The organism is Myroides fluvii (assembly GCF_009792295.1).
Classification (GTDB): Bacteria; Bacteroidota; Bacteroidia; order Flavobacteriales; family Flavobacteriaceae; genus Flavobacterium; species Flavobacterium fluvii_A.
The window spans coordinates 2,658,706-2,679,490 of sequence record NZ_CP039934.1 but is presented as its reverse complement, the minus strand read 5'-3'; the positions used below and the strand labels follow the sequence as shown (position 1 = coordinate 2,679,490).

Annotated in this window: 16 protein-coding genes; 4 read left to right on the top strand and 12 right to left on the bottom strand. The window is 36.4% G+C overall.

What is annotated here, in order from left to right:
* Positions 1-324: 324 nt before the first annotated feature.
* A complete protein-coding gene (locus tag FBR08_RS12080) occupies positions 325-4,632 on the top strand; it encodes a T9SS type B sorting domain-containing protein (protein ID WP_158962946.1) in 4,308 nt (1,435 codons plus the stop codon).
* Between the two features lie 247 nt (positions 4,633-4,879).
* On the opposite strand, the gene FBR08_RS12075 is transcribed toward FBR08_RS12080, so the two are convergent.
* The 9 genes from FBR08_RS12075 to FBR08_RS12035 all read right to left on the bottom strand — a co-directional run bounded on the left by FBR08_RS12075 (position 4,880) and on the right by FBR08_RS12035 (position 15,174).
* Positions 4,880-5,554 carry a DUF2461 domain-containing protein gene (locus FBR08_RS12075; RefSeq protein WP_158962945.1) on the bottom strand — a complete coding sequence of 225 codons (675 nt, stop codon included), beginning with the start codon at positions 5,552-5,554 and terminating at the stop codon, positions 4,880-4,882.
* Positions 5,555-5,585: 31 nt separating this feature from the next.
* Positions 5,586-6,566 carry a tyrosine-protein phosphatase gene (locus FBR08_RS12070; RefSeq protein ID WP_158962944.1) on the bottom strand — a complete coding sequence of 327 codons (981 nt, stop codon included), beginning with the start codon at positions 6,564-6,566 and terminating at the stop codon, positions 5,586-5,588.
* Positions 6,567-6,691: 125 nt separating this feature from the next.
* Positions 6,692-7,747, bottom strand: coding sequence for a linear amide C-N hydrolase (locus tag FBR08_RS12065; protein ID WP_158962943.1), 1,056 nt, complete (start codon positions 7,745-7,747; stop codon positions 6,692-6,694).
* 22 nt (positions 7,748-7,769) lie between these two features.
* Positions 7,770-9,074: a cryptochrome/photolyase family protein gene (locus tag FBR08_RS12060; protein ID WP_158962942.1), complete on the bottom strand. Its 1,305-nt coding sequence runs from the start codon at positions 9,072-9,074 to the stop codon at positions 7,770-7,772.
* Between the two features lie 67 nt (positions 9,075-9,141).
* Positions 9,142-10,572 carry an anion permease gene (locus FBR08_RS12055; RefSeq protein WP_158962941.1) on the bottom strand — a complete coding sequence of 477 codons (1,431 nt, stop codon included), beginning with the start codon at positions 10,570-10,572 and terminating at the stop codon, positions 9,142-9,144.
* A gap of 46 nt (positions 10,573-10,618) precedes the next feature.
* On the bottom strand, positions 10,619-11,827 hold the full coding sequence (locus FBR08_RS12050) for a porin (RefSeq protein ID WP_158962940.1): 1,209 nt from the start codon (positions 11,825-11,827) through the stop codon (positions 10,619-10,621).
* Between the two features lies 1 nt (position 11,828).
* Positions 11,829-12,584, bottom strand: coding sequence for a succinate dehydrogenase/fumarate reductase iron-sulfur subunit (locus tag FBR08_RS12045; RefSeq protein ID WP_158962939.1), 756 nt, complete (start codon positions 12,582-12,584; stop codon positions 11,829-11,831).
* Positions 12,585-12,592: 8 nt separating this feature from the next.
* Positions 12,593-14,512, bottom strand: coding sequence for a fumarate reductase/succinate dehydrogenase flavoprotein subunit (locus FBR08_RS12040; RefSeq protein ID WP_158962938.1), 1,920 nt, complete (start codon positions 14,510-14,512; stop codon positions 12,593-12,595).
* An 11-nt stretch (positions 14,513-14,523) separates the two neighbouring features.
* Positions 14,524-15,174, bottom strand: coding sequence for a succinate dehydrogenase cytochrome b subunit (locus FBR08_RS12035; RefSeq protein WP_158962937.1), 651 nt, complete (start codon positions 15,172-15,174; stop codon positions 14,524-14,526).
* A 392-nt stretch (positions 15,175-15,566) separates the two neighbouring features.
* Between FBR08_RS12035 and FBR08_RS12030 the strand changes: the two genes are divergently transcribed.
* The 3 genes from FBR08_RS12030 to FBR08_RS12020 are packed head-to-tail and all read left to right on the top strand — an operon-like array spanning position 15,567 to position 17,674.
* Positions 15,567-16,064, top strand: coding sequence for an RNA polymerase sigma factor (locus FBR08_RS12030; protein WP_158962936.1), 498 nt, complete (start codon positions 15,567-15,569; stop codon positions 16,062-16,064).
* Between the two features lie 14 nt (positions 16,065-16,078).
* A complete protein-coding gene (locus FBR08_RS12025; protein ID WP_158962935.1) occupies positions 16,079-16,690 on the top strand; it encodes a hypothetical protein in 612 nt (203 codons plus the stop codon).
* A gap of 45 nt (positions 16,691-16,735) precedes the next feature.
* Positions 16,736-17,674 carry a LysR family transcriptional regulator gene (locus tag FBR08_RS12020; protein ID WP_158962934.1) on the top strand — a complete coding sequence of 313 codons (939 nt, stop codon included), beginning with the start codon at positions 16,736-16,738 and terminating at the stop codon, positions 17,672-17,674.
* Between the two features lie 131 nt (positions 17,675-17,805).
* On the opposite strand, the gene FBR08_RS12015 is transcribed toward FBR08_RS12020, so the two are convergent.
* The 3 genes from FBR08_RS12015 to coaE all read right to left on the bottom strand — a co-directional run bounded on the left by FBR08_RS12015 (position 17,806) and on the right by coaE (position 20,782).
* A complete protein-coding gene (locus FBR08_RS12015; protein ID WP_002986137.1) occupies positions 17,806-18,525 on the bottom strand; it encodes a response regulator transcription factor in 720 nt (239 codons plus the stop codon).
* Positions 18,526-18,534: 9 nt separating this feature from the next.
* Positions 18,535-20,121 (bottom strand): sensor histidine kinase, encoded by a 1,587-nt coding sequence (locus FBR08_RS12010; protein WP_158962933.1) that lies wholly within the window; start codon positions 20,119-20,121, stop codon positions 18,535-18,537.
* Between the two features lie 61 nt (positions 20,122-20,182).
* Complete coding sequence (coaE, locus tag FBR08_RS12005; RefSeq protein WP_158962932.1) at positions 20,183-20,782, bottom strand: dephospho-CoA kinase; 600 nt, start codon at positions 20,780-20,782, stop codon at positions 20,183-20,185.
* Positions 20,783-20,785 lie beyond the last annotated feature (3 nt).

The window sequence follows — 20,785 nt, the reverse complement described above, 5'->3', positions numbered from 1 at the left end:
TAAGAACAAAGAGGTCTAAGATGTAACATCTTAGACCTCTTTGTTATGCATTTTTGTTCTTCTGTCTTTTTGTGAAGTTGTCAAATTCTAGTTTAAAAGAACGTATTTCCTTCCTACAGAAAATTTACTCCTTTCCTCTTTATCTCACCTATTTTATATTTGTTTTAGTGTTCGATGAATCTTCACTTCGTTACGATTTCTTCTTTCCTCTTTAACCTTTATTAACCCAAAACAACACCACAAAAACACAACAAACAAAAAACAATACATTTTTAAATTATTATTTATATTATATTTATATAATTTTATTTAAAAAATGTAAAAATGATTAAAAACAAAAAACATAGAGTACTTTTTTTAACTACTATTTTAACATTCTTTTTTATTCCAATTCTAGTTTTATCCTTAAATAAAACAAACGGGTATACTGTACTAAATCAAACATTAAATGAAACAGAGGACTTGGATTGTACACAACCCTTTATCTCTCTCCCATTTATAGAATATTTTACTTCCAATAGTGAATCGGTTTCTTGCTGGTCTGTTGCTAGTCCAATCACCAGTAGGGTTACATGGAAGATAGATTCTCCAACCGCTGATCCGACAAACAACCCAAACTCAGCTAATATTCTAATCAACAATGATCTCACTCAACGAGAAGATGCCTGGTTGATTTCTCCAAAAGTAAAACTAACCGGAAATCAACGCCTTCGATTTTTATATAAAATAGCTGACGCTGTTCAGGATCAACCTACACCTAGCCGTTTTGCCCAATTCAATTTTAAAGTATTACTTTCTACTACAGGACCCTTAGAAGAATATTTTACACATGAGCTTTTTTCCGTTGATCACTTTGATGCCTATGGAGGAGATTATAAAGAAATTGTTGTTGATCTGAAAAACGAGAACAACCAAGCATTTACTGGTGATATCAATCTAGCTTTTCGAGTAGCAGATAACAGAAGTGAAAACTGCAGATTTATCATCACCAATGTCATTATCGAAGATATTCCACCCGCTCAACCTGAGCCAACACCTATAAACCTCCCTTATTTTACCGACTTTGAAAATGAATCTTCCTTTGCTTTTATCCATGACGATACCAATGCTTGGCATATTGGTACCGCTACGAATAATGGCGGAAATAAGGCCTTATACATCTCAGATAATCAAGGGCAAACCAACACCTACACCACAACAAAAGAACAAGTATCGTTAACCTATATCCCCTTCAATCTACCAGAAAACATTACAAGTCTTTACGTTGATTTTGATGCCCGCGTATTGGGTGAGGTAGACAAAGACAAACTAAATATCTACGTTGTCCTTCCGGGTAATAATTACATTCCTCGCGTTCCTATTCGCAATCGTCTCATTCATCGTGTTAAACAATTTTCTCCCTCATTTCATGAACAATCAAACACTTTTATTCCCGTTTCCTTAGAAATTCCCGTGACTAGAAACGAGTTTCCGTTTCCTTTTTGGGATGTTAGCCCTCATTACTACTTAATCTTCGAATGGGTTAATGATAACACCAATGGAGAGCAACCTCCTATTGCCATTGACAATCTAAAAATCAGTTATTCTAATTGCAGGAATACTGATGTATTTATTAATTCTATTACATCAACTACAGCACAAATTAGTTCAGCGGATCTTGCCTCTACCTATGATTTAATTATCGCAATGGGTGCTTCAAATCTAACCTTATATCGAAATAGCACACCAACCCATGCTGCTGTGACGTTTCCCTATCAACTCGAAAATTTAACACCAAATACTATCTATACAATTTATTATCGAAGGATATGTGGCAACGCAGGTAAAAGTGTATGGTATAGGAAACAATTTACTACAGAACAAACCCCTGCTACCCTCCCTTATTTTGAAGATTTTGAAGGAGAGGATAACTGGTTTCCTACGAATAGTCCACCCTTAACTCAACGCTATAATCACTGGATTATAAGCAATGTCATAAGTAGAACGGGGAATAAATCCTTGCATATCGCTAATGACATCACTCCCAACTACAACTATTTTGCTTTACTAGATCAATGGACAAGTACGCATAGGGATATTTTCATTCCTGAAGACGCTCTTGAAATAGAGGTATCTTTTGATTATCACGTAGGGGGAAGAATGATAAACAATCTCCCTAAAGATTACTTTAAGCTGAGTTACTCCGCCATGGGATCTAATACCCAAACGGATATTGGTCAACCCTATTATCTCAATTCAAATGGATGGCAAACAGAATCCTTTGTAGTCAATGTAAGTCAATGGCAAGGTCGAGTGATGCGCTTGCATTTCCAATGGTTCACTGGGTTAAACATGCCTAGTCAGCCTCCAATTGCCATCGACAATTTAAAAATAAAGGTAACAGACTGCTTAAGTCCTACGGATTTACAAGCAAACTTCATCAATCAAAATACAGCTGTTGAGCTTTCTTGGACCCCTCAAGGGGGAGCTACCCAATGGGAAGTTTTTATTACAGAACAAGGTCAAGCACCTCCTACAGAAACAAGCACGGGGATTTTAGTGGATAATGATCCTGTGCTGCAAGTAGAAAACCCTATAGAAGGACGTTACTATACTTACTATGTCCGCTCAAGGTGTGAAAACCGAGTAGACGGTAAAAGTATTTGGTCTATCCCTAAAACCTATGGTTATTTCAATACATATAGCTGTGCTGACCTTCAAGCAAGCGAAGTCGATTTACCTCAAAATGAAAACAACCAATACATTTTATGTGGAAAAGAAACGCATAAACAAACGCTTACTATTGACTATGCACAAGCAAGAAAAACAGATGACTATGTAATTGAGTCGATCCCTTTTAGTCCTCCCTATCCGTTTTTTGGAGCAGAAACAACTGAGCTAAGTGCAGCAAACACTTGGTCTTCTGTCATTGATTTAGGTTTTGATTTTTGTTTCTATGGTCAAACGTACAACAAGGCTTTACTATCCCCTAATGGAGCGATTACGTTTAGCATAGCGGGTACCACAACAAATGGAAGATACACACCAAACAGCAATACCCCACTGGTGTTAAATCAACCGATTCCAAATGCTAGTACGGGAAGCGAAGCTCCTTATCTCAATGCGATATTTGGTGCCTTGCAAGCTATTGACACTACACAAGCTATTGCAGATTATTCGATTAACTATAACACATACGGTGAATATCCTTGTCGTTCATTTGTTTTTAATTTATATCAAGTACCTCTAGCAGAGCAGGATCCAATATCAGTGTATTTTGAGGATTTACAGACCATCCAAGTAGTCTTATATGAAGGAACTAATAGCATTGAGATTTACCTGAAAAACAAACCTTTAGTAATAGCAGATGATGGCAATACAAATATCAACAGTTTACTCGGTATGCAAAATAGCGATGGAACCTTAGCCCATGTACCCTATCAACGCAATACAGACCAATGGAGTACTACTGAAGAAGCTTGGCGATTTATTCCTCACGGCGAGTCGAGTGTGGATTTTAAGTGGTACAAAGATGGAGTAGTTTATTCTACTGATAAAGAAATTACTATTTCAGTAGAGGAAACAGTAAACTATACTGCTAGAGCAACCTATTTTTCATGCTTAGGGGATAAACGAGTATTAGAACGCGTATATAGCTTTATCAAAGATGATATTACCTTACCTCCTTTACCTGATTTCTATACCTGTAGCACAACTACAGAAGACGAAGTTGCTATTGAAATCGATTCACATAAAGCAGCGATAACTGCCACTTTACAAACAATTGAAGACTTTAATTTTGAAGTAGAGTATTACCTTGACCCTGAACTAACACAGCCCTTAACTAGTGACTTGCTAGTTAAAAATAGCCGAACAGTTTATGTCAAAGTCACAAATATTAATACAAAATGTATAAAGACCGATTCATTTGAAGTTATTCGTCAACTGCCGATCAAAATGACTCAGCTAGAGCATATCGAAGCTTGCAGTCAATACATTCTACCTCAACTAAAAGAGAACGAGGCATATTTCAGTGCGCCTCAAGGACAAGGAAGAAAGTTCAAAAGCGGAGACCGCTATGATATTTTAGGACTGTCAACCTTGTATATTTACCTTGAAAATAGCGAACACAATTGCATCAGTGAAACTTCATTCTCTCTACTACTACATCCTGAAATAGAAGTGGATTATATAGAAGATCAAGTAGTACAATGTAAGAATTTCATCCTCCCTCCACTCAGAGTAAATAATCACTATTACACAGAGTCTAATGGTCAGGGAATTGAATTATTTGCTGGAACAGAAATAACAAGTAGTACAACCTTGTATATCTACGCAAAAGACGATACAACAGATCTAGGGTGTACCAATGAACATTCCTTTACAATTCAATACAAGGATTGTCCTATTCCAAAAGGCTTTTCTCCTAATGGAGATGGAAACAACGATACGTTTGATTTAACATACCATCAAGTTGAATCCATCAAAATATACAATCGAAATGGTTTGGAAGTATATCGCCATGGCAAGGGATATACCAAACAATGGGATGGAAAAGACAAATCAGGTAAGGTTTTACCAGCAGGTACTTACTTCTATATCCTTGAAAGTGATGGAAAAACAAAAAGTGGATGGGTACAACTTAATTATTAAAATACCCTAATCAAAAAGGTCTAAGATGTAACATCTTAGACCTTTTTGATTAGGGTATTTTGCCTTTTTGTTTTTTTGCGAAGTTGTCAAATTCTAGTTTACAAGAAAGTATTTCCTTCCTACAGAAAATTCACTCTCCTTTTGGCTTTTTTGTTTTTTTGTGAAGTTGTTAGATTCTAGTTTACAAGAACGTATTTCCTTCCTACAGAAAATTCACTCCTTTCCTCTTTCTTCTTTCTTCTTTCCATTACTCATATAAGCTCACTCCATTGACATCGGTAGTCAATACTTCAGACATATAGTCAAAGAAGGGTTTCATCACTTCAAAAGTTTGAATAACTTCGTTTATAAAGTCAGGTTGGATTAGTTCCTCATCGGTAAACGAACGCATAACCAAAAACTGTTTTTTGCGCAGTAAATCAATGGCAGGATGTTCTTTATCAAAGCCCTTAGGAGCCGTTTTCAACTCCTCGCCCATTAAACCTCCAAAGGTTTGAACAAATAGTGGATGACTTATAATTTCGCGCAATTCAGAATCATCCAAGGCAATTTCTTTTCGAATGCGCAATAAATCATCTTTATTCGGTTCCCAAAACCCTCCACCAACAAAACTCTTTCCGGGTTCTATATTCAGGTAATATCCACCTCGAAGTAAAGGTTTCTTTCTTCCAATATGCAAGCCAAAATAAGTTTTATAGGGCGTTTTATCCTTTGAAAAACGCACATCTCGGTATAAGCGGTGCACGTGAAATAGCTCTACCTCATCCACGACAGCCATTTGATCAAAAACAGCCTTAAAAAAACCCTTTACCTCCGTAAAAACGGCGTCAATTTGCGGTTTATTTTCGGTAAACCACGGTTTGTTATTATTCTTTGCAATAGTCTCTAAAAGGGCTATATGCTCTTGTTTCAACTGATTCATATACTTTCTTTCCTACGATTGAATGACAAATTTACTCTAAAATTACGGTATGTTTAGCGATATACGCCTGACGCTGTGCATCTGAAATATCTAATCCATCTTTGATATATGAATCCATCGAGCCATATTTTGTTTCTATAGCCGCAAACATCGCCTCTAAATAATTGGGCTTAATCCACGAAAAGTTCTCAATTACTTCATAGTCTATTTTCGGAAAGAGAAACTTCCCAAATTTCGCTAATTTCATTCGACTTGACACATCGTCCACACGCCCGTTATTAGATAATAAATACTCTTCCATAATCGTTTCTCGATCAACGTTGAGAATACTCAATACAATGGCACCAATCATCCCCGTGCGATCCTTTCCTGCTGAACAGTGAAATAGAGTAGCTTGATCACTATCCAACATGCGCACAACAATCTCGCGAATCTTCTGCGGGTTATCCAATACATAAATACCGTAAAAATCCTCGACTGCTTTATTTGATTCTTCAACTGTGACACGTCCTTTCAAAACTTCTTTTCTAGCTTTACTAAACATATCTTCAGAATCATCAAAGGCTTGTTCGTTGTAATATTGAATAGTTGAAGGTAAGCGATCGGGATGCTTTTTAATCTCTCTGTCTGTCCTTAGATCAATGACTTGTGTAATATTATATTGTTCTAACGTTTTGAAATTCTTCTTTTTTAATTTACCCAGATGACCACTGCGGTAAAAATGTCCTGCCTTAATTACGCGTTGATCCTGGGTAATAATACCACCTAATTCGCGCACATTGGCTACATCTTGAATGGCTACCTTTTCATTTACGCCTTGATATAATTCTTTTTGCTCTTTCTTAGGTATATAGTTCGTTTCTTCCCCGCTTGCATAACGCTCGGTCAAAGCCTCATAATTGGCTGTTGTATCTAATTTAGAAAATACAATTGGTTGATACGCGTGTTTATACGAACAACTACTCAACAGCAACATTCCACCTACAACAAACAGTAATTTATACTTTTTCATAATTCATTTTGGATTAACCTTTCTCAAAGTTAAGCATTTCTAACCTATTTCTCTTTCAAATGCGTTTCCATAAAAAAAGCAATGCGGTATTGCATTGCTTTTTTATCTTCCGATTCAAATTGAAACTAAATTCCCATAAATTGGAATGGTTTACTCTCTACTAATTTGTCATTCGATAAACCAAAATATTGTTGTCTTTGTGAAACATCAAGTTTTTTCACTTTGTTTTTCTCGCCAAAATCCAATGTTTTCAAATCCAACCACAACGGTGATAAAGTCAAGGGATCTTCGTAATAGTACACTAAATTTTTCTGATCTGATACTGCTCTCCATTTGGTTGAAGATAAGTTCGGGTATCCCTCAATGTGAACACCATAAGGAACCGAACAGTTGCGAATCACACTAAATGCCGATCCAAGGGCTACCATTGTATCGTCACTTTGATCTACAGCCGTAGCATAATATGATGCACGAGCAAAGCGATCTTCTGATCGTCCTGTTCCTGGCAATACTTGATTTCCTGGTAAGAATGCCCAATAATCGCGAATAGCTAACTGTTTATCATACGTTGGTGAATTTGTAACTACTGTGTACGAAGGATCGTGGTAGATTTTTAATTTTCCATCGATGTACTCCAACACCGCATTGTCTCCTTTTGCATCTGACATGGTTAAGTGTACTGTAGCTAAAGTTGTACGTCCGGGTGTATTTGCAGTAACAACAGCGATTGGATTTTTCTGTAAATCAGTAACTGCTTCAGCAACTGTTGCATAATTATCCAATACATATTGTGCCCAAATCGCCAAACTCATCCCTTTTTGCTTTCCATTTGGATCATAATCAGGATATTGAGATTCAACTAACCACAGAATATTCGCTACTAGACCTTTTTCATTCATTCCATCTGTTGTCGCGATATCAAAAGCAGAAACAATCACACTGCCGTACTTTGATTTCCATTTCGCAGAAGCTTTTCCAACTTCCCCTGTGCGTTCCATTCCTCTTGGAAACACCCAAATATTCGGATCAATTTCATCTTTCCAATCCATCGAACGCGCGGTGATAATTGTATTTTTAGGCCCTTTGTATACCACTCGGGTACACGCATAAGCATCTGATGCTACTGGTAGTAAAAAGGCTGCTAAAGCTAAATTAGCTACCCAAATTTTCCATTTTTTCATAGTTAAAGGATTTTATAAGTTTTTATTTCAATGCTTGTTTAAAAGCCAGTAATGCTCGTTCTCTCGCGAATTTATGTTCTACAAGAGGGTCAACATACGTATCCGTTTCATATTCGGGTACCCATCGTTTGATATACTGTTTCTCTTTATCGAATTTCTTTTGTTGTTCAGCTGGATTAAAAATTCTAAAATACGGTGCTGCATCACAACCACATCCTGCGGCCCATTGCCAATTGCCTACATTAAGTGCTAAATCGTAATCTTTTAATTTTTGCGCAAAATACGCTTCTCCCCAGCGCCAATCAATCAACAAGTGCTTCACTAAAAAACTAGCGACAACCATGCGTACTCGATTGTGCATATAACCTGTGTCATTTAATTCTCGCATTCCTGCATCTACTAGAGGATAGCCTGTTTCTCCTTTACACCAAGCCTCAAACTCCCCTTCATTATTTCGCCATTGGATATTTTCATATTCCTTTTTAAAACACATTCGCGCCGAATGTGGATAATGATATAAAATAGCCATGAAAAACTCTCTCCAAATCAATTGACTCAACCAAGTTTCATTGTTATGCAAAGCCTGTCTCACACAAGCGCGGATAGACACTGTTCCAAAACGCAGGGCAATCCCCAAACGCGTCGTGGCATCTAAGGCTGGAAAATCGCGATTAGCTGTATAATTCTGAATAATAACCGAATCAAAATCAGGCGCTTCAAACGAAACCACTTCCCTTTCTAAATAACCTAACTGCTTTAAACTAGGCCAAATTTGACCTTCTTTTTTAGCGACAAAATAATCCGATTTGAACGCTACTGTCCAAGCGTGTAAATCCTGTTCCGTCAATCTACTTCGCCATAGTTTTGCATAAGGTGTATAGACTTTATAAGGCGTATGATCACTTTTCAGCAGTTCATCCTGATGAAAAATCACTTGATCTTTATACTTGTAAAAAGGAATATTCTTTTGCGCTAGTAGCATTTGAACTGTGTTATCCCGTTTCATTGCTTCAGGTTCATAATCAGTATTGGTATAAACAGCCGAAATAACATGCGTTTGTATCAATTCTTCAAAAACAGCCAACACGGAATCGTGATAGACAAACACTTGACTATTATAGCCATCCAACTCGCGATTGATGTGTTCTAAAGCACCATAAATATAAGGAATACGTTTATCCTCTTTTGAGGGAAATTGTTCAAGAATAGCTGGATCAAAAATGAATAGTGGCAGTACTTTTTTCCCTGATTGAACGGCATGATAGAGGCCTACATTATCATGCAAACGAATATCCCTACGAAACCAAAATAAAACAATTTCTTCCATATAGTAAGCGCTACTAAAAAGACCCTTTATCAATAAAATAAAGGGTCTTTAAAGATAACTTTTTTATTTAAAAATAACCAATAATACTCAGCCAAGTTGTTCCTACAACTAAATAAATAGCTAAGAGCAATAATCCGATAATCAACCCATACATCCACCACGCCTTCAATTCGACATATCCACTTCCGAAGAATACAGGAGCAGGTCCGTGTCCATAATGTGTCAATGTACCGTAGATAGACCCCATGTATCCAAGCGTTAAGGCTAATAACATTGGCGGCACCCCTAGTGACACGCCAACTCCGAGCAGCGCCGCATACATTGCAGCAACGTGAGCCGTTGCACTGGCAAAAATATAATGACTAAAGAAGTAAACAATAACAAGTAAAGGATAGGCATAATGCCAATCAATTCCTCCCATTTGCGCTTTGACTAGATCACTAAACCAACCGATAAATCCGAGGGTATTTAAAGAACTTGCCATCATAACTAATACGGCAAACCACACAATCGTATCCCAAGCGCCTTTTTCAGACTTGACATCCTCCCAAGTTAACACAGAGGTCAACAATAAGATTGACAGTCCAATAAAAGCAGTAGTTGTTGCGTCAATAGTAAATAAATCTCCTGTTATCCACAAGAAAAGCAAGATAAAGAACGTCAATAACATCAACTTTTCAGGTAAAGTCAACTTTCCCATTTCTTTTAATTTCGCTGCAGCTATCTTAGGAGCATCACCTGTTTTCTTTAATTCAGGAGGATAAATTTTATATAAGACCAAAGGGGTAATGATAAAAGCTACAACACCAGGTACAAAACCTCCGACTGCCCAATTCATCCAACTGATATTGACTCCAATATCTGCAGCAAACTTCTGACACATTGGATTACTTGCTGTTCCGGTTAAGAACATAGCTGAAGTAATGAGGTTCAGATAATAGCAGTTCAAGGTCAAGAAAGAACCTACTTTTTTCTTGGTTTCTTCTTTCGTTGGGTCAGAACCAAAATTCATGGCCATCGATTTCATAATAGGGTAAATGATTCCCCCACCACGAGCCGTATTACTTGGAATTGCGGGAGCTAATACTAAATCAGCTAATCCTAATCCGTAAGCTAAGCCCAAGGTACTTTTTCCAAAAGCGCGGATAAATAAATAAGCAATGCGATTACCTAAGCCCGTTTTAATAAACCCTCTAGCAATAAAGAAGGAAATTCCAATTAGCCAAATAACTTTATCCCCAAATCCCTTTAAGCTCAAGGTTATCGATTGTCCTGCATTTCCAGGAGCTAACAATTGAAAAAAGGCAGTAAGTCCCACGGCAATCATACACATGGTTCCCATTGGAGCGGCTTTGAGGATAATTCCCAAAATGGTACTCACAAAAATCGCAAATAAATGCCAAGCTTCTGGCGTCACTCCCTCTGGGATGGGACAAAACCACAATAATATCCCGATTACAACGGTTATTCCGAAATTTTTTAAATTTACTTCTTTCATAGAAGGAGTTTTTTAGTGTTGTTTGTTGTTGTTTATCGTTGTTTGTTTATTGTAATCGACACTGAAATTGAATAAAGGCAAGGTTTGAATTGTAAGACTTCGTCCCTTCGATATTCATTTTATAATTATCTATTTGCATTCCCACTTGCAAACGCGCACCGTAATTCTTTAAAAATTCTAAACTCACCATAGGCACCCAGCTTTGTCTACCATTGGAATTGAGGTGTGCACTGCCATCTAAATATTCATAACGACAAGCAAACTCAATAGTTTGTAGGCGTTTTTTGCCTAACTCATAACGAATATTCGGCAAAACATAAAAACTCTTCATCAGATAATCGTCTACCTCTCCAATGCGTTGATCTACAGGTTGTGTATAATACAACTGATGATTGGTTCCTTGTTTAGCTTCTAATTGAAAATCAATACTCCAGCGGTCTCCCATAGGAAAAAATGCCGTCGCTTCTGCTCCAACAGCATAGACTGTTTGTCGTTGCACTTCGCCAATACCACCACTTACGCCTACATTAATTTTGTGTTTAGCATCTACATTAAACAACAATCTACTCGAATAGTGTTTACCATCGTCGTTATCTGTTTTATTTTTACCATTTCCGTTCGTTACAGAAACCCCGTAGCTCATGGGAATAGGTCCCAAATCCACGCTTCCGGTAATAGCCGCTCCAACTTGGAAACTCGTCCAACCATTATCTCCAAACATATAGTAGGAATTAGAGTAATCGATTGACTTTACTACATCAACAGGATAGGTTTCTTCCATACCAAACAACGGTCTAAACTGTCCTACAGTAAACTGTAAATAACGATTGAGTGTATATTTCGCGTAGGCATTTTCCAATACTTTAGTTTTGGGGTCTGACTTAAAATCAGCGAGATTGACCAACGCGACCACTTCTAGATTTTCTGTTACTTTGGCATTCATCGAGACACGCATACGCTTAATTTCAAAGGAGTTATTCGTCCCCTCTACATCGCCATAGTGCAAGCCATTGATGTCTACGCCTCGTTTGAAATTATCTAAATATCGCGCTTGAAAAACTCCTCCTACTTTAAATTGAGGATAGGTCTGCGTCGCATCATTCAAGATAATTTTATCTTCAAATATTCGTATCGTGTCTTGTGCAACTGCTAGGTCTCCTTTGAGAGCACTTTCTTGTGCTATACTGTCGATTGGAGACAATAAGCCTATTCCACAGAGGAATAGGCTTGATATAAAACCGAATTGATGTTTCATTTTACTTCTTTTTAAACTTGAGAAAACTAGCGCGATTGTACTCGTAGTTCATACGAGCAATATTCAACACGGAAATTCCCTGCGGACATTCTACCTCACAAGCCTCTGTATTCGAACAATGTCCAAATCCTTCCTCATCCATTTGCACAATCATATTTAATGCGCGTTCTTTTCGCTCTTGTTGCGACTGAGGTAACAACGCCAATTGGGTAATTTTTGCTGAAGTAAATAAAGCTGCACTACCGTTTTTACACGTCGCTACACAAGCACCACAACCAATACAAGCTGCCGAATCAAAGGCGGCTTCTGCCGTTTCATGTGATACGGGGATTGTATTTGCTTCTGGAGCTTGCCCTGTATTAACAGAAACATATCCCCCGGCAGAAATAATTCGATCAAACGCACTTCGATCTACTTTTAAATCTTTTTTGACTGGAAAACCCGCCGCTTTAAAAGGTTCAATCAAAATGGTTTCTCCATCTTTAAATTCTCTCATGTGCAACTGACAAGTCGTAGTGTTCTCTAGAGGTCCGTGTGCATTTCCGTTGATTACAACCCCGCATTGCCCACAAATTCCCTCTCTACAATCGTGATCAAATTCAATAGGATCTTCTTTTTTCGAAATTAATTGTTCATTTAGGGTGTCCAACATTTCTAAAAAAGACATATGTGTATTTACATTATCTATCGCATATTCCACAAGTTTACCTTGTGATTTGCGATCTTTCTGTCTCCATATTTTAAGATTCAATTTCATAGCCTCAATTATTTATAACTACGGATAGTCGGTTTTACGTATTCAAATGTTAGTTCTTCTTTATTCAAAATAGGTTCTTGATCTAGCGATCCTGGCCATTCCCATGCAGAGATAAACTGGAATTTCTCATCATTACGAGCAGCTTCTCCTTCTTCGGTTTGGTACTCCTCTCTAAAGTGAGCGCCACAAGATTCATCACGCGTTAAAGCATCATAACACATCAACGTTCCTATTTCTAAATAATCTGCCACACGTCCCGCTTTTTCTAATTCTGAGTTAATTGTCTCATTGGTTCCTGGTACGTGCACGTTTTTATAAAATTCATCTCTTAATTTCTTAATCTCTTCGATTGCAAATTCCAGCCCTTCTTTTGTACGAGCCAAACCACAATAATCATAAAGTAATTTACCTAGCTTTTTGTGGTAATAATCTACGGTTTTATCGCCTTTAATATTCAATAAGTGCTCTAATTTCTCTTTCACTTCCTTTTCAGCTTGCTCAAAGGCAGGATGATCCGTGGCAATTTTGCCAATTCGAATCTGATCGGCTAAATAATTGGCAATGGTATAAGGCGCAATAAAATAACCATCAACCGAAGCTTGTAATAAAGAGTTCGCTCCCAATCGATTCGCACCATGATCAGCGAAATTCGCTTCTCCTAAGGCAAATAAACCAGGAATTGTCGTCATTAATTCGTAATCTACCCAAAGTCCACCCATCGAGAAGTGGGCAGCAGGGGAAATCATCATGGGTTCTTTGTACGCATTGATTCCAGTAATTTTCTCATACATTGTGAATAAGTTACCGTACTTCTCTGCAATTTTAGCTTGTCCTTGTTCGCGAATAGCTTTAGAAAAATCTAAATAAACCGCATTTTTAAGGGCTCCTACTCCATGTCCAGCATCGATACGTTCTTTTGCTGCACGAGAGGAAATATCACGTGGCGCTAAATTTCCAAAAGCAGGATAGCGTCTTTCTAAGTAATAATCTCTTTCTTCTTCTGGAATATCATTAGCGATTCTGGTTTCATTCAGATTTTTAGGAACCCAAATACGACCGTCATTTCGCAAGGATTCAGACATCAACGTCAATTTAGACTGATAATCTCCGGATTGAGGTAAAGAAGTAGGGTGGATTTGCGTCCAACTTGGAGAAGCAAAGAAAGCTCCTTTTTTATGTGCTCTCCATATAGCAGAGCCATTACATCCCATAGCAAGCGTTGACAAATAATATATTTTACCAAAACCTCCTGTTGCTAAAACAACGGCATGTGCTGCATGTCTTTCAATTTCTCCTGTTTCTAAATTTCGCACAATAACCCCACGGGCTTTTCCGTCAACCAGCACCAAATCCAACATTTCGTGTGAAGAATACAACTCCACTGTTTTCTTGTTTACTTGACGCATAAGCGCTTGATAGGTACCTAACAATAATTGTTGTCCCGTTTGTCCACGAGCGTAAAAGGTTCTACTCACTTGAACACCACCAAATGATCGATTGTTCAAATAACCTCCATACTCTCTACCAAATGGAACTCCTTGTGCTACAGCTTGATCAATTAAATTCACCGAACATTCAGCCAAACGATATACATTCGCTTCTCTTGCTCTAAAATCACCTCCTTTTAACGTATCCACAAACATTCTGTAAATACTGTCTCCATCATTTTTATAGTTTTTAGCTGCATTCACTCCCCCTTGAGCCGCCACTGAGTGCGCACGACGAGGAGTATCTTGAAAGCAAAATGATTTTACATTATATCCCATTTCACCCAAAGAAGCCGCTAGAGAACTACCAGCTAATCCAGTTCCTATTACAATAACATCCAATTTCTTTCTGTTCGCAGGATTGACTAAACGAGCGGTTTTTTTATAGTTAAACCATTTTTCTTCTAATGGTCCTTCAGGAATTTTTGCATCTAATTTCATAACAACTTGTATTAATGGGTGATATAAATATAAATAGGCATTAAAGCGAAACCAACACATAAGATAACCGAGTAGGCGATTCCGACTATAGTAATCCATCGTACGTATTTAGGATGGAACAACCCCAAGGTTCTAATTCCACTTGCAATACCGTGAATCAAGTGATACGCTAAGGCAATCATCGCTATAACGTATACAACAACAAGCCAAAGCTCTTGAAAGGCTGTCACGACAACCGTATACAAGTCTTTATTGCCGTTTGCATCCACGCCAATCTCACCAAATTTATAGACGTACCAAAAGTTTTGAAAATGAAGGACGAGAAAGATTAAAATAATGACACCTAAGACTCCCATATTTCGGCTATACCACTTACTGGCTCTGCCTCTGTTGTCCCGTTTGTAATTTCCACCCGCCTTTTGGTTCTTCGAAGTAATAATTAACGCGTAAATGGCATGTCCTAAAATGGACAAATAAAGCACATAAGACACGGCTTTTACCAAAGGATTCCCAGTTAAAAAATGGGAATAGGCATTAAAACTTTGCTGTGCATGTTCAGGTTCTAGAAATAACTGTGTATTACCTAAAAAGTGAATAAGTAAAAAGAAACACAGAAACAATCCAGTCCCCGCCATTACAATCTTTCTTGAGAGTGTATTCATCTTATTTTTGTTTTAATAATTAATTCTTTACATCATACGATAACCTAAATTCCTTGTTCCTTGAGATTAACCACATGAATAATACCAAAAAAAGTATCCTATCCCCCTCTCAATTACAAACAAAAAACAAAATAGATAGCATTTTAGAACTTATAGTTATAAATACTTTTAATTTGTACTAAATTTAATAATTATTTCAAATAATTATTAAAAAAAAGATATGTTTAAAAGATCTTACTTATAATACAGAATGATTATAAATTATCGTTTTGTTTCTTTATAACGTAAAAATCTTCCTTTCAAAAGAAAGCGCTATCTTGAAAAAATTGAAATTAAAAAAAAACAAGACTAAAAAATGTAACAATTATCATATTTGATCAACTAATTACAATATGAAACAAAATAATTTAGAGCAAGAATTCATCACCTTATTGGACGAGAATCAAAATCTCATCCATAAAATCTGTCGCTTGTATACAGATGAGGAGTCTGCACACAAAGATTTGTTTCAAGAAATTTCGATTCAACTATGGAAAGCCTATCCTAGTTTTAGAGGAGAATCTAAATTCACCACTTGGGCTTATAGAATCGGCTTAAATACCGCTATTTCACTTTTCCGGAAGAAAAACAGACAAATTGCCACGACGAGTTTTAATCCTATAATTCACCATTTCGAATATCAGGAATACAACGAAGAGGAAGAACAACAGCTCAAATTGATGTATCGTGCCCTGCATCAATTGAACGATATTGACAAAGCACTCGTTTTTATGTATCTCGAAAACAAATCCTATGAAGAGATAGCAGATACACTAGGGATAAGCGAAGTCAATGCCCGAGTAAAAATGAATCGAATTAAAAGTAAATTAAAAAAAATATTAAATCCGTAAGGATTCACTATAGCATGGATGAACTTGACTTATTAAAAAAACACTGGAATGCCAATCACAACTTTCCAAAAGTGTCAAAGGATGAAATACAAGGGATGATTCACAAAAAATCATCTTCAATTGTCATGTGGATTTTCATCATTAGCCTCGTTGAGTTTTTACTGCTCAACCTCGCTAGTCTTTTCCTGTTTAATGAAGACAGTGAATTAAAAAACAGCAATAGCCCTATTTTTGAATTCATTGTGAATAATATTGACTACGTTAGCGGCGCTATTTCTGGGGTATTCATTGTTTTATTCTACATCAAATATCGCAAAATTCGCATAGCGGATAACACGAAAAATTTAATGCGACACATTCTTCAAACGAAGAAAATGGTCAATTACTATATTGCTATCAATATTTCCGTTATTTCACTTATCTCGCTCTATGCTGCTATCAGCGTATTGAGCATGGATAATGACCCTACACATGGTTGGAAGTATTACTTGTTTATTATCGGTATTTTTACGGTTTTATTTCTTTTGTTTTTTGGCGTTATTTGGCTTTACTACCGCCTTGTTTACGGTATTCTAATCAAGCGTTTAATGAAAAATTATCAAGAACTGGAAAAGATAGAGGATTAATATTGTATCTTGGATACTCATTTTACTTTTCATCCTTTTTAAGCTATGACTATTACTCAACTATTATATGCCTTAGCTGTTGCTGAACATAAAAACTTCACCCTTGCAGCAGAAAAATCATTTGTTACTCAACCAACATTGAGCATGCAAATTCAAAAATTAGAAGATGAATTAGGCGTTCAAATTTTTGATCGCACAACCAAACCCATTCAACTAACTACCATTGGCGCTGTTATTATTGAGCAAGCGCATAAGATAGTCAATGAATCGAACCGAATTAAAGACATCATTGATCAAGAAAAGGGATTCATTGGTGGAGAATTCAAACTGGGAATAATCCCCACGGTTACTCCAACACTACTCCCAATGTTTATCAAAACATTCATCTCAAAATACCCTAAGGTACACTTAATCATTGAAGAATACACAACCGAAGAAATCATAACACGACTGCGTGGCGGATACCTAGATGCCGCCATTGTAGCAACGCCTTTAGCCTTAGAAGACATTCGAGAAAAAGTATTGTATTACGAGCCTTTTGTCGGTTACATCCCTTCAGAATTTCAACGTGAATTTGGAGAAAAAATAACAACAGATCAGCTGGATTTAAAACAACTTTTATTGTTGCAAGATGGACATTGTTTCCGAGATGGAATTATCAATATTTGCCAAAATAAAAGTGAGGAGACCGATCGACCTTTTTCACTAGAAAGCGGAAGTTTCGAAACCTTAATTCAACTGTCTAAGGAAGGTTTAGGCTACACGCTTTTACCTTACTTACACACACTTCAACTCACACAAGACGATCAAAAAAACTTAGTGCAATTCGCTTCCCCTCAACCTGCAAGAGAAATTAGTTTAATTCACACAACTAACGACTTAAAGCTCCAAATTATTCAAGCTTTACACGAAACTATATTGGGTATTATTCGCGGTGCAATCGCCTTTCAAGATGTAAAAATTATTAGTCCAAAGAAGAACTAGTTTCGCTTTTTTGTTTTTTGTTTTTTTCGATTAAAGAACGATTAATCTTCTCAGAAAATTAAAACCGATTACTATAATAAAAAAAGGAGTAAGAAAAAATCTTACTCCTTTTATTTTATACAAAGAAAAGATTACTCTTCTCCTTCTCCTTTTACTACTAAACGGAATCCTTCTCCGTGAATATTCAAAATTTCAACAGCTTCGTCTAATTTCAAATACTTTCTCAATTTTGCAATATAAACGTCCATACTACGAGAAGTAAAATAATTATCATCTCTCCATATTTTCGTTAAAGCAACTTCTCTTGGCATCAAGTCGTTCTCGTAAATTGCCAATAGTTTTAGCAGTTCATTTTCTTTTGGGGACAACTTAATTGGCTCTTGGTCTTGGAAAGTCAAGAATCTCAATTTAGAATTCAAATGAAACTTACCAATTTGGAACTCAAATTTTGTATTATCCGTTTTAACTTCAGATGTTTTTCTATGAATAATCGCTTTGATTTTCATCAATAACACTTCTGAATCAAAAGGTTTATTTAAATAATCGTCTGCTCCAACTTTATACCCTCTTAACACATCCTCTTTCATTGATTTTGCAGTTAAGAAAATAATAGGCACTTCCTTATTTTTATCGCGAATTTCTTTGGCTAATGTAAATCCGTCTTTATAAGGCATCATGACGTCAAGGATACAAAGGTCAAAAGTATCGCGTTTAAACTTTTCGAATCCTTCCATTCCATTTTTAGCTAATGTAACTTCAAAGTCATTAATCGCTAAATAATCTTTCAAGATCGCTCCAAAGTTTGGATCGTCCTCTACTAATAAAATCTTTTTGTTGTTTGTTGTTTCCATATATATTGATTAATTTATTAATGGCATTTTTATAATGAACGTACTTCCTTTACCTTTCTCACTTTCAACATATACCTGTGCATTGTGGTCTTCAACTATTTGTTGAACGTAGGCTAACCCCAATCCATGTCCCTTTACATCGTGTAAATCTCCTGTATGCTCACGATAGAATTTATCAAAAATTCTCTTCTGTGCATTTTTACTCATTCCCACTCCCTGATCGACTACTTTTATCAAGATAAAATCTTTGATATTTTCAGTATATACATCAATGATAGGTCTTTCTTTTGAGTATTTAATGGCATTATCTAACATATTCACCATGACACTAGTCAAGTGAAAATCGTTTCCTAAAATATCCGATCGCCTTGCATCGAGATGAAGATTTATCTCTCCTCCTCTATCTTGGACAATTAAACTGACATGATCCACAGCTGATTCAATAACCTCGTGAATATCTACGGCTTCTTTATCCGATTCAAACTCTTTCTTTTCGAGTTTTGAAATTCGAAGCACATTTTCAACTTGTGCATGCATGCGCTTATTCTCTTCCCGAATCATATTGAGGTATCGCTCAACCATTTCGGCGTTTCCTATTACCTTCGGGTTTTTAATTGCATCCAAGGCTAGGTTTATTGTAGCTATAGGCGTTTTAAACTCATGCGTCATATTATTAATGAAGTCCGTTTTCATTTCTGAAATTTGCTTCTGTTTAATCAATTGATTAATCGCATTTAAGTAGGCGGCAATAATTACAACCGTAAATAAAATAGACAAAAAGGTTATTCCGATTAAAGAAGAAAACAAATATTTACTCTTTTCTGGAAATGTCACATACAAGTGATACTTACTTTTTCCGTCATTACTTTTTAAAACGGGAACTCCATAAGTTGATCCTTCACTGTATTCAAAATCATCTGACTTTATTTTTGTTGCTAATCCTTTATTGTAGACGCCGAATTCATACTTGGCATTAACGCCATATTGATGTAATTCGTTTTTGAGCAATTCATCGAGTTTCTCTTTCGAAATTCGCTCGTCTACGCGTTTTAACGCAACAATATCTTTGAAATATATTTCAAATTGCGCCTTGTCTAGTACGTCTAGATTTCCCGATTTCTCAATTACTTCATCCGGATAGTTTTGATGTAAATTATCTCCACCCCGATCAAAAGAATTTCCTTTGTGGATTTCTGTTTTACGCCTAGCTACAAAGCTCTTGATGTTTGTACTATCGGCTCTTTTATCAAAGAACGAACTTCGCAAATTAAAATCTTCAAGAACCAATGTGTTTGAGTAAAAAACCGACTCATTTGTTCTTGGATTGCGCTCATAAAAAACGATCTCTTTTAATTCACTTTGTTTTGGCGGTTCGCCAATACTATCCTTCAAGTTATTGTACATCTTATAAAACTCCATCGCTTCATTCTGCTCAATGGCGTTTGCTACATTTCCAATAACTTGTTGAACATGATACTTGAACTGTTCTTCGTTATTATTATACGAACTAACAATCCAATATAATTGTACGATGATGATTCCAATTAATGAAAAACTCATTATACCGACAAGTACTCTAAATCGTAATTTATTCATCGCAATTCAAAATTATGATTAATAATGTATATTCCCTAGTAGTTAACATAAAATTAACCGATTAAATTAAATGATTTTTTAAATTAATATCACGTATTATCGAAATAATATCACTTTCAATTGTTTTTTTGTTATTATTTTCAATTATATACTGACTTCTTCCTATCTTTTCTTCGTCTTTCATTTGATTATCAATAATTTTCAATACTTGTTCTTTTGAAACACCATCTCTTGCCATAACTCTTTCAATTCTAACCTCTTCTGCTGCAACGACAAGAATGACTACATCACAGTCTTTTTCTAGTCCATTTTCAAACAAAATTGCACTTTCTTTAATAACGAAAGGGCTGTTGTGCTGTGCTGCTAGCCAATCTTCAAAATCTTTTTTCACCCGTGGATGCACAACCTGATTGAGTTGCTCCAACAGTGTTTTATCGTCAAAAACCAAGGCTTTAATTCGAGCGCGGTCCAATAATCCGAATTCATTAATAACGGAGGTCTTGAAGATTTGTTGTACTGCTTGTACTACTTCGGGTTGATCCATAATCATTCGCGCGCGTTCATCTGCAATATAGATAGGAACTCCGTGCTTTTCGAACAATTTGGCAACGGTGGTTTTTCCACTGCCAATTCCACCTGTTAAACCTACAATAATACTCATCTG

Excerpts from the sequence above, each read along its gene's own strand:
- FBR08_RS12045 (WP_158962939.1), bottom strand. The coding sequence starts at position 12,584 with ATGAAATTGAATCTTAAAATATGGAGACAGAAAGATCGCAAATCACAA.
- FBR08_RS12050 (WP_158962940.1), bottom strand. The coding sequence starts at position 11,827 with ATGAAACATCAATTCGGTTTTATATCAAGCCTATTCCTCTGTGGAATA.
- FBR08_RS12035 (WP_158962937.1), bottom strand. The coding sequence starts at position 15,174 with ATGAATACACTCTCAAGAAAGATTGTAATGGCGGGGACTGGATTGTTT.
- FBR08_RS12075 (WP_158962945.1), bottom strand. The coding sequence starts at position 5,554 with ATGAATCAGTTGAAACAAGAGCATATAGCCCTTTTAGAGACTATTGCA.
- FBR08_RS12025 (WP_158962935.1), top strand. The coding sequence starts at position 16,079 with ATGGATGAACTTGACTTATTAAAAAAACACTGGAATGCCAATCACAAC.
- coaE (WP_158962932.1), bottom strand. The coding sequence starts at position 20,782 with ATGAGTATTATTGTAGGTTTAACAGGTGGAATTGGCAGTGGAAAAACC.
- FBR08_RS12080 (WP_158962946.1), top strand. The coding sequence starts at position 325 with ATGATTAAAAACAAAAAACATAGAGTACTTTTTTTAACTACTATTTTA.
- FBR08_RS12065 (WP_158962943.1), bottom strand. The coding sequence starts at position 7,747 with ATGAAAAAATGGAAAATTTGGGTAGCTAATTTAGCTTTAGCAGCCTTT.
- FBR08_RS12040 (WP_158962938.1), bottom strand. The coding sequence starts at position 14,512 with ATGAAATTAGATGCAAAAATTCCTGAAGGACCATTAGAAGAAAAATGG.
- FBR08_RS12010 (WP_158962933.1), bottom strand. The coding sequence starts at position 20,121 with ATGAATAAATTACGATTTAGAGTACTTGTCGGTATAATGAGTTTTTCA.
- FBR08_RS12020 (WP_158962934.1), top strand. The coding sequence starts at position 16,736 with ATGACTATTACTCAACTATTATATGCCTTAGCTGTTGCTGAACATAAA.
- FBR08_RS12030 (WP_158962936.1), top strand. The coding sequence starts at position 15,567 with ATGAAACAAAATAATTTAGAGCAAGAATTCATCACCTTATTGGACGAG.
- FBR08_RS12070 (WP_158962944.1), bottom strand. The coding sequence starts at position 6,566 with ATGAAAAAGTATAAATTACTGTTTGTTGTAGGTGGAATGTTGCTGTTG.
- FBR08_RS12060 (WP_158962942.1), bottom strand. The coding sequence starts at position 9,074 with ATGGAAGAAATTGTTTTATTTTGGTTTCGTAGGGATATTCGTTTGCAT.
- FBR08_RS12015 (WP_002986137.1), bottom strand. The coding sequence starts at position 18,525 with ATGGAAACAACAAACAACAAAAAGATTTTATTAGTAGAGGACGATCCA.
- FBR08_RS12055 (WP_158962941.1), bottom strand. The coding sequence starts at position 10,572 with ATGAAAGAAGTAAATTTAAAAAATTTCGGAATAACCGTTGTAATCGGG.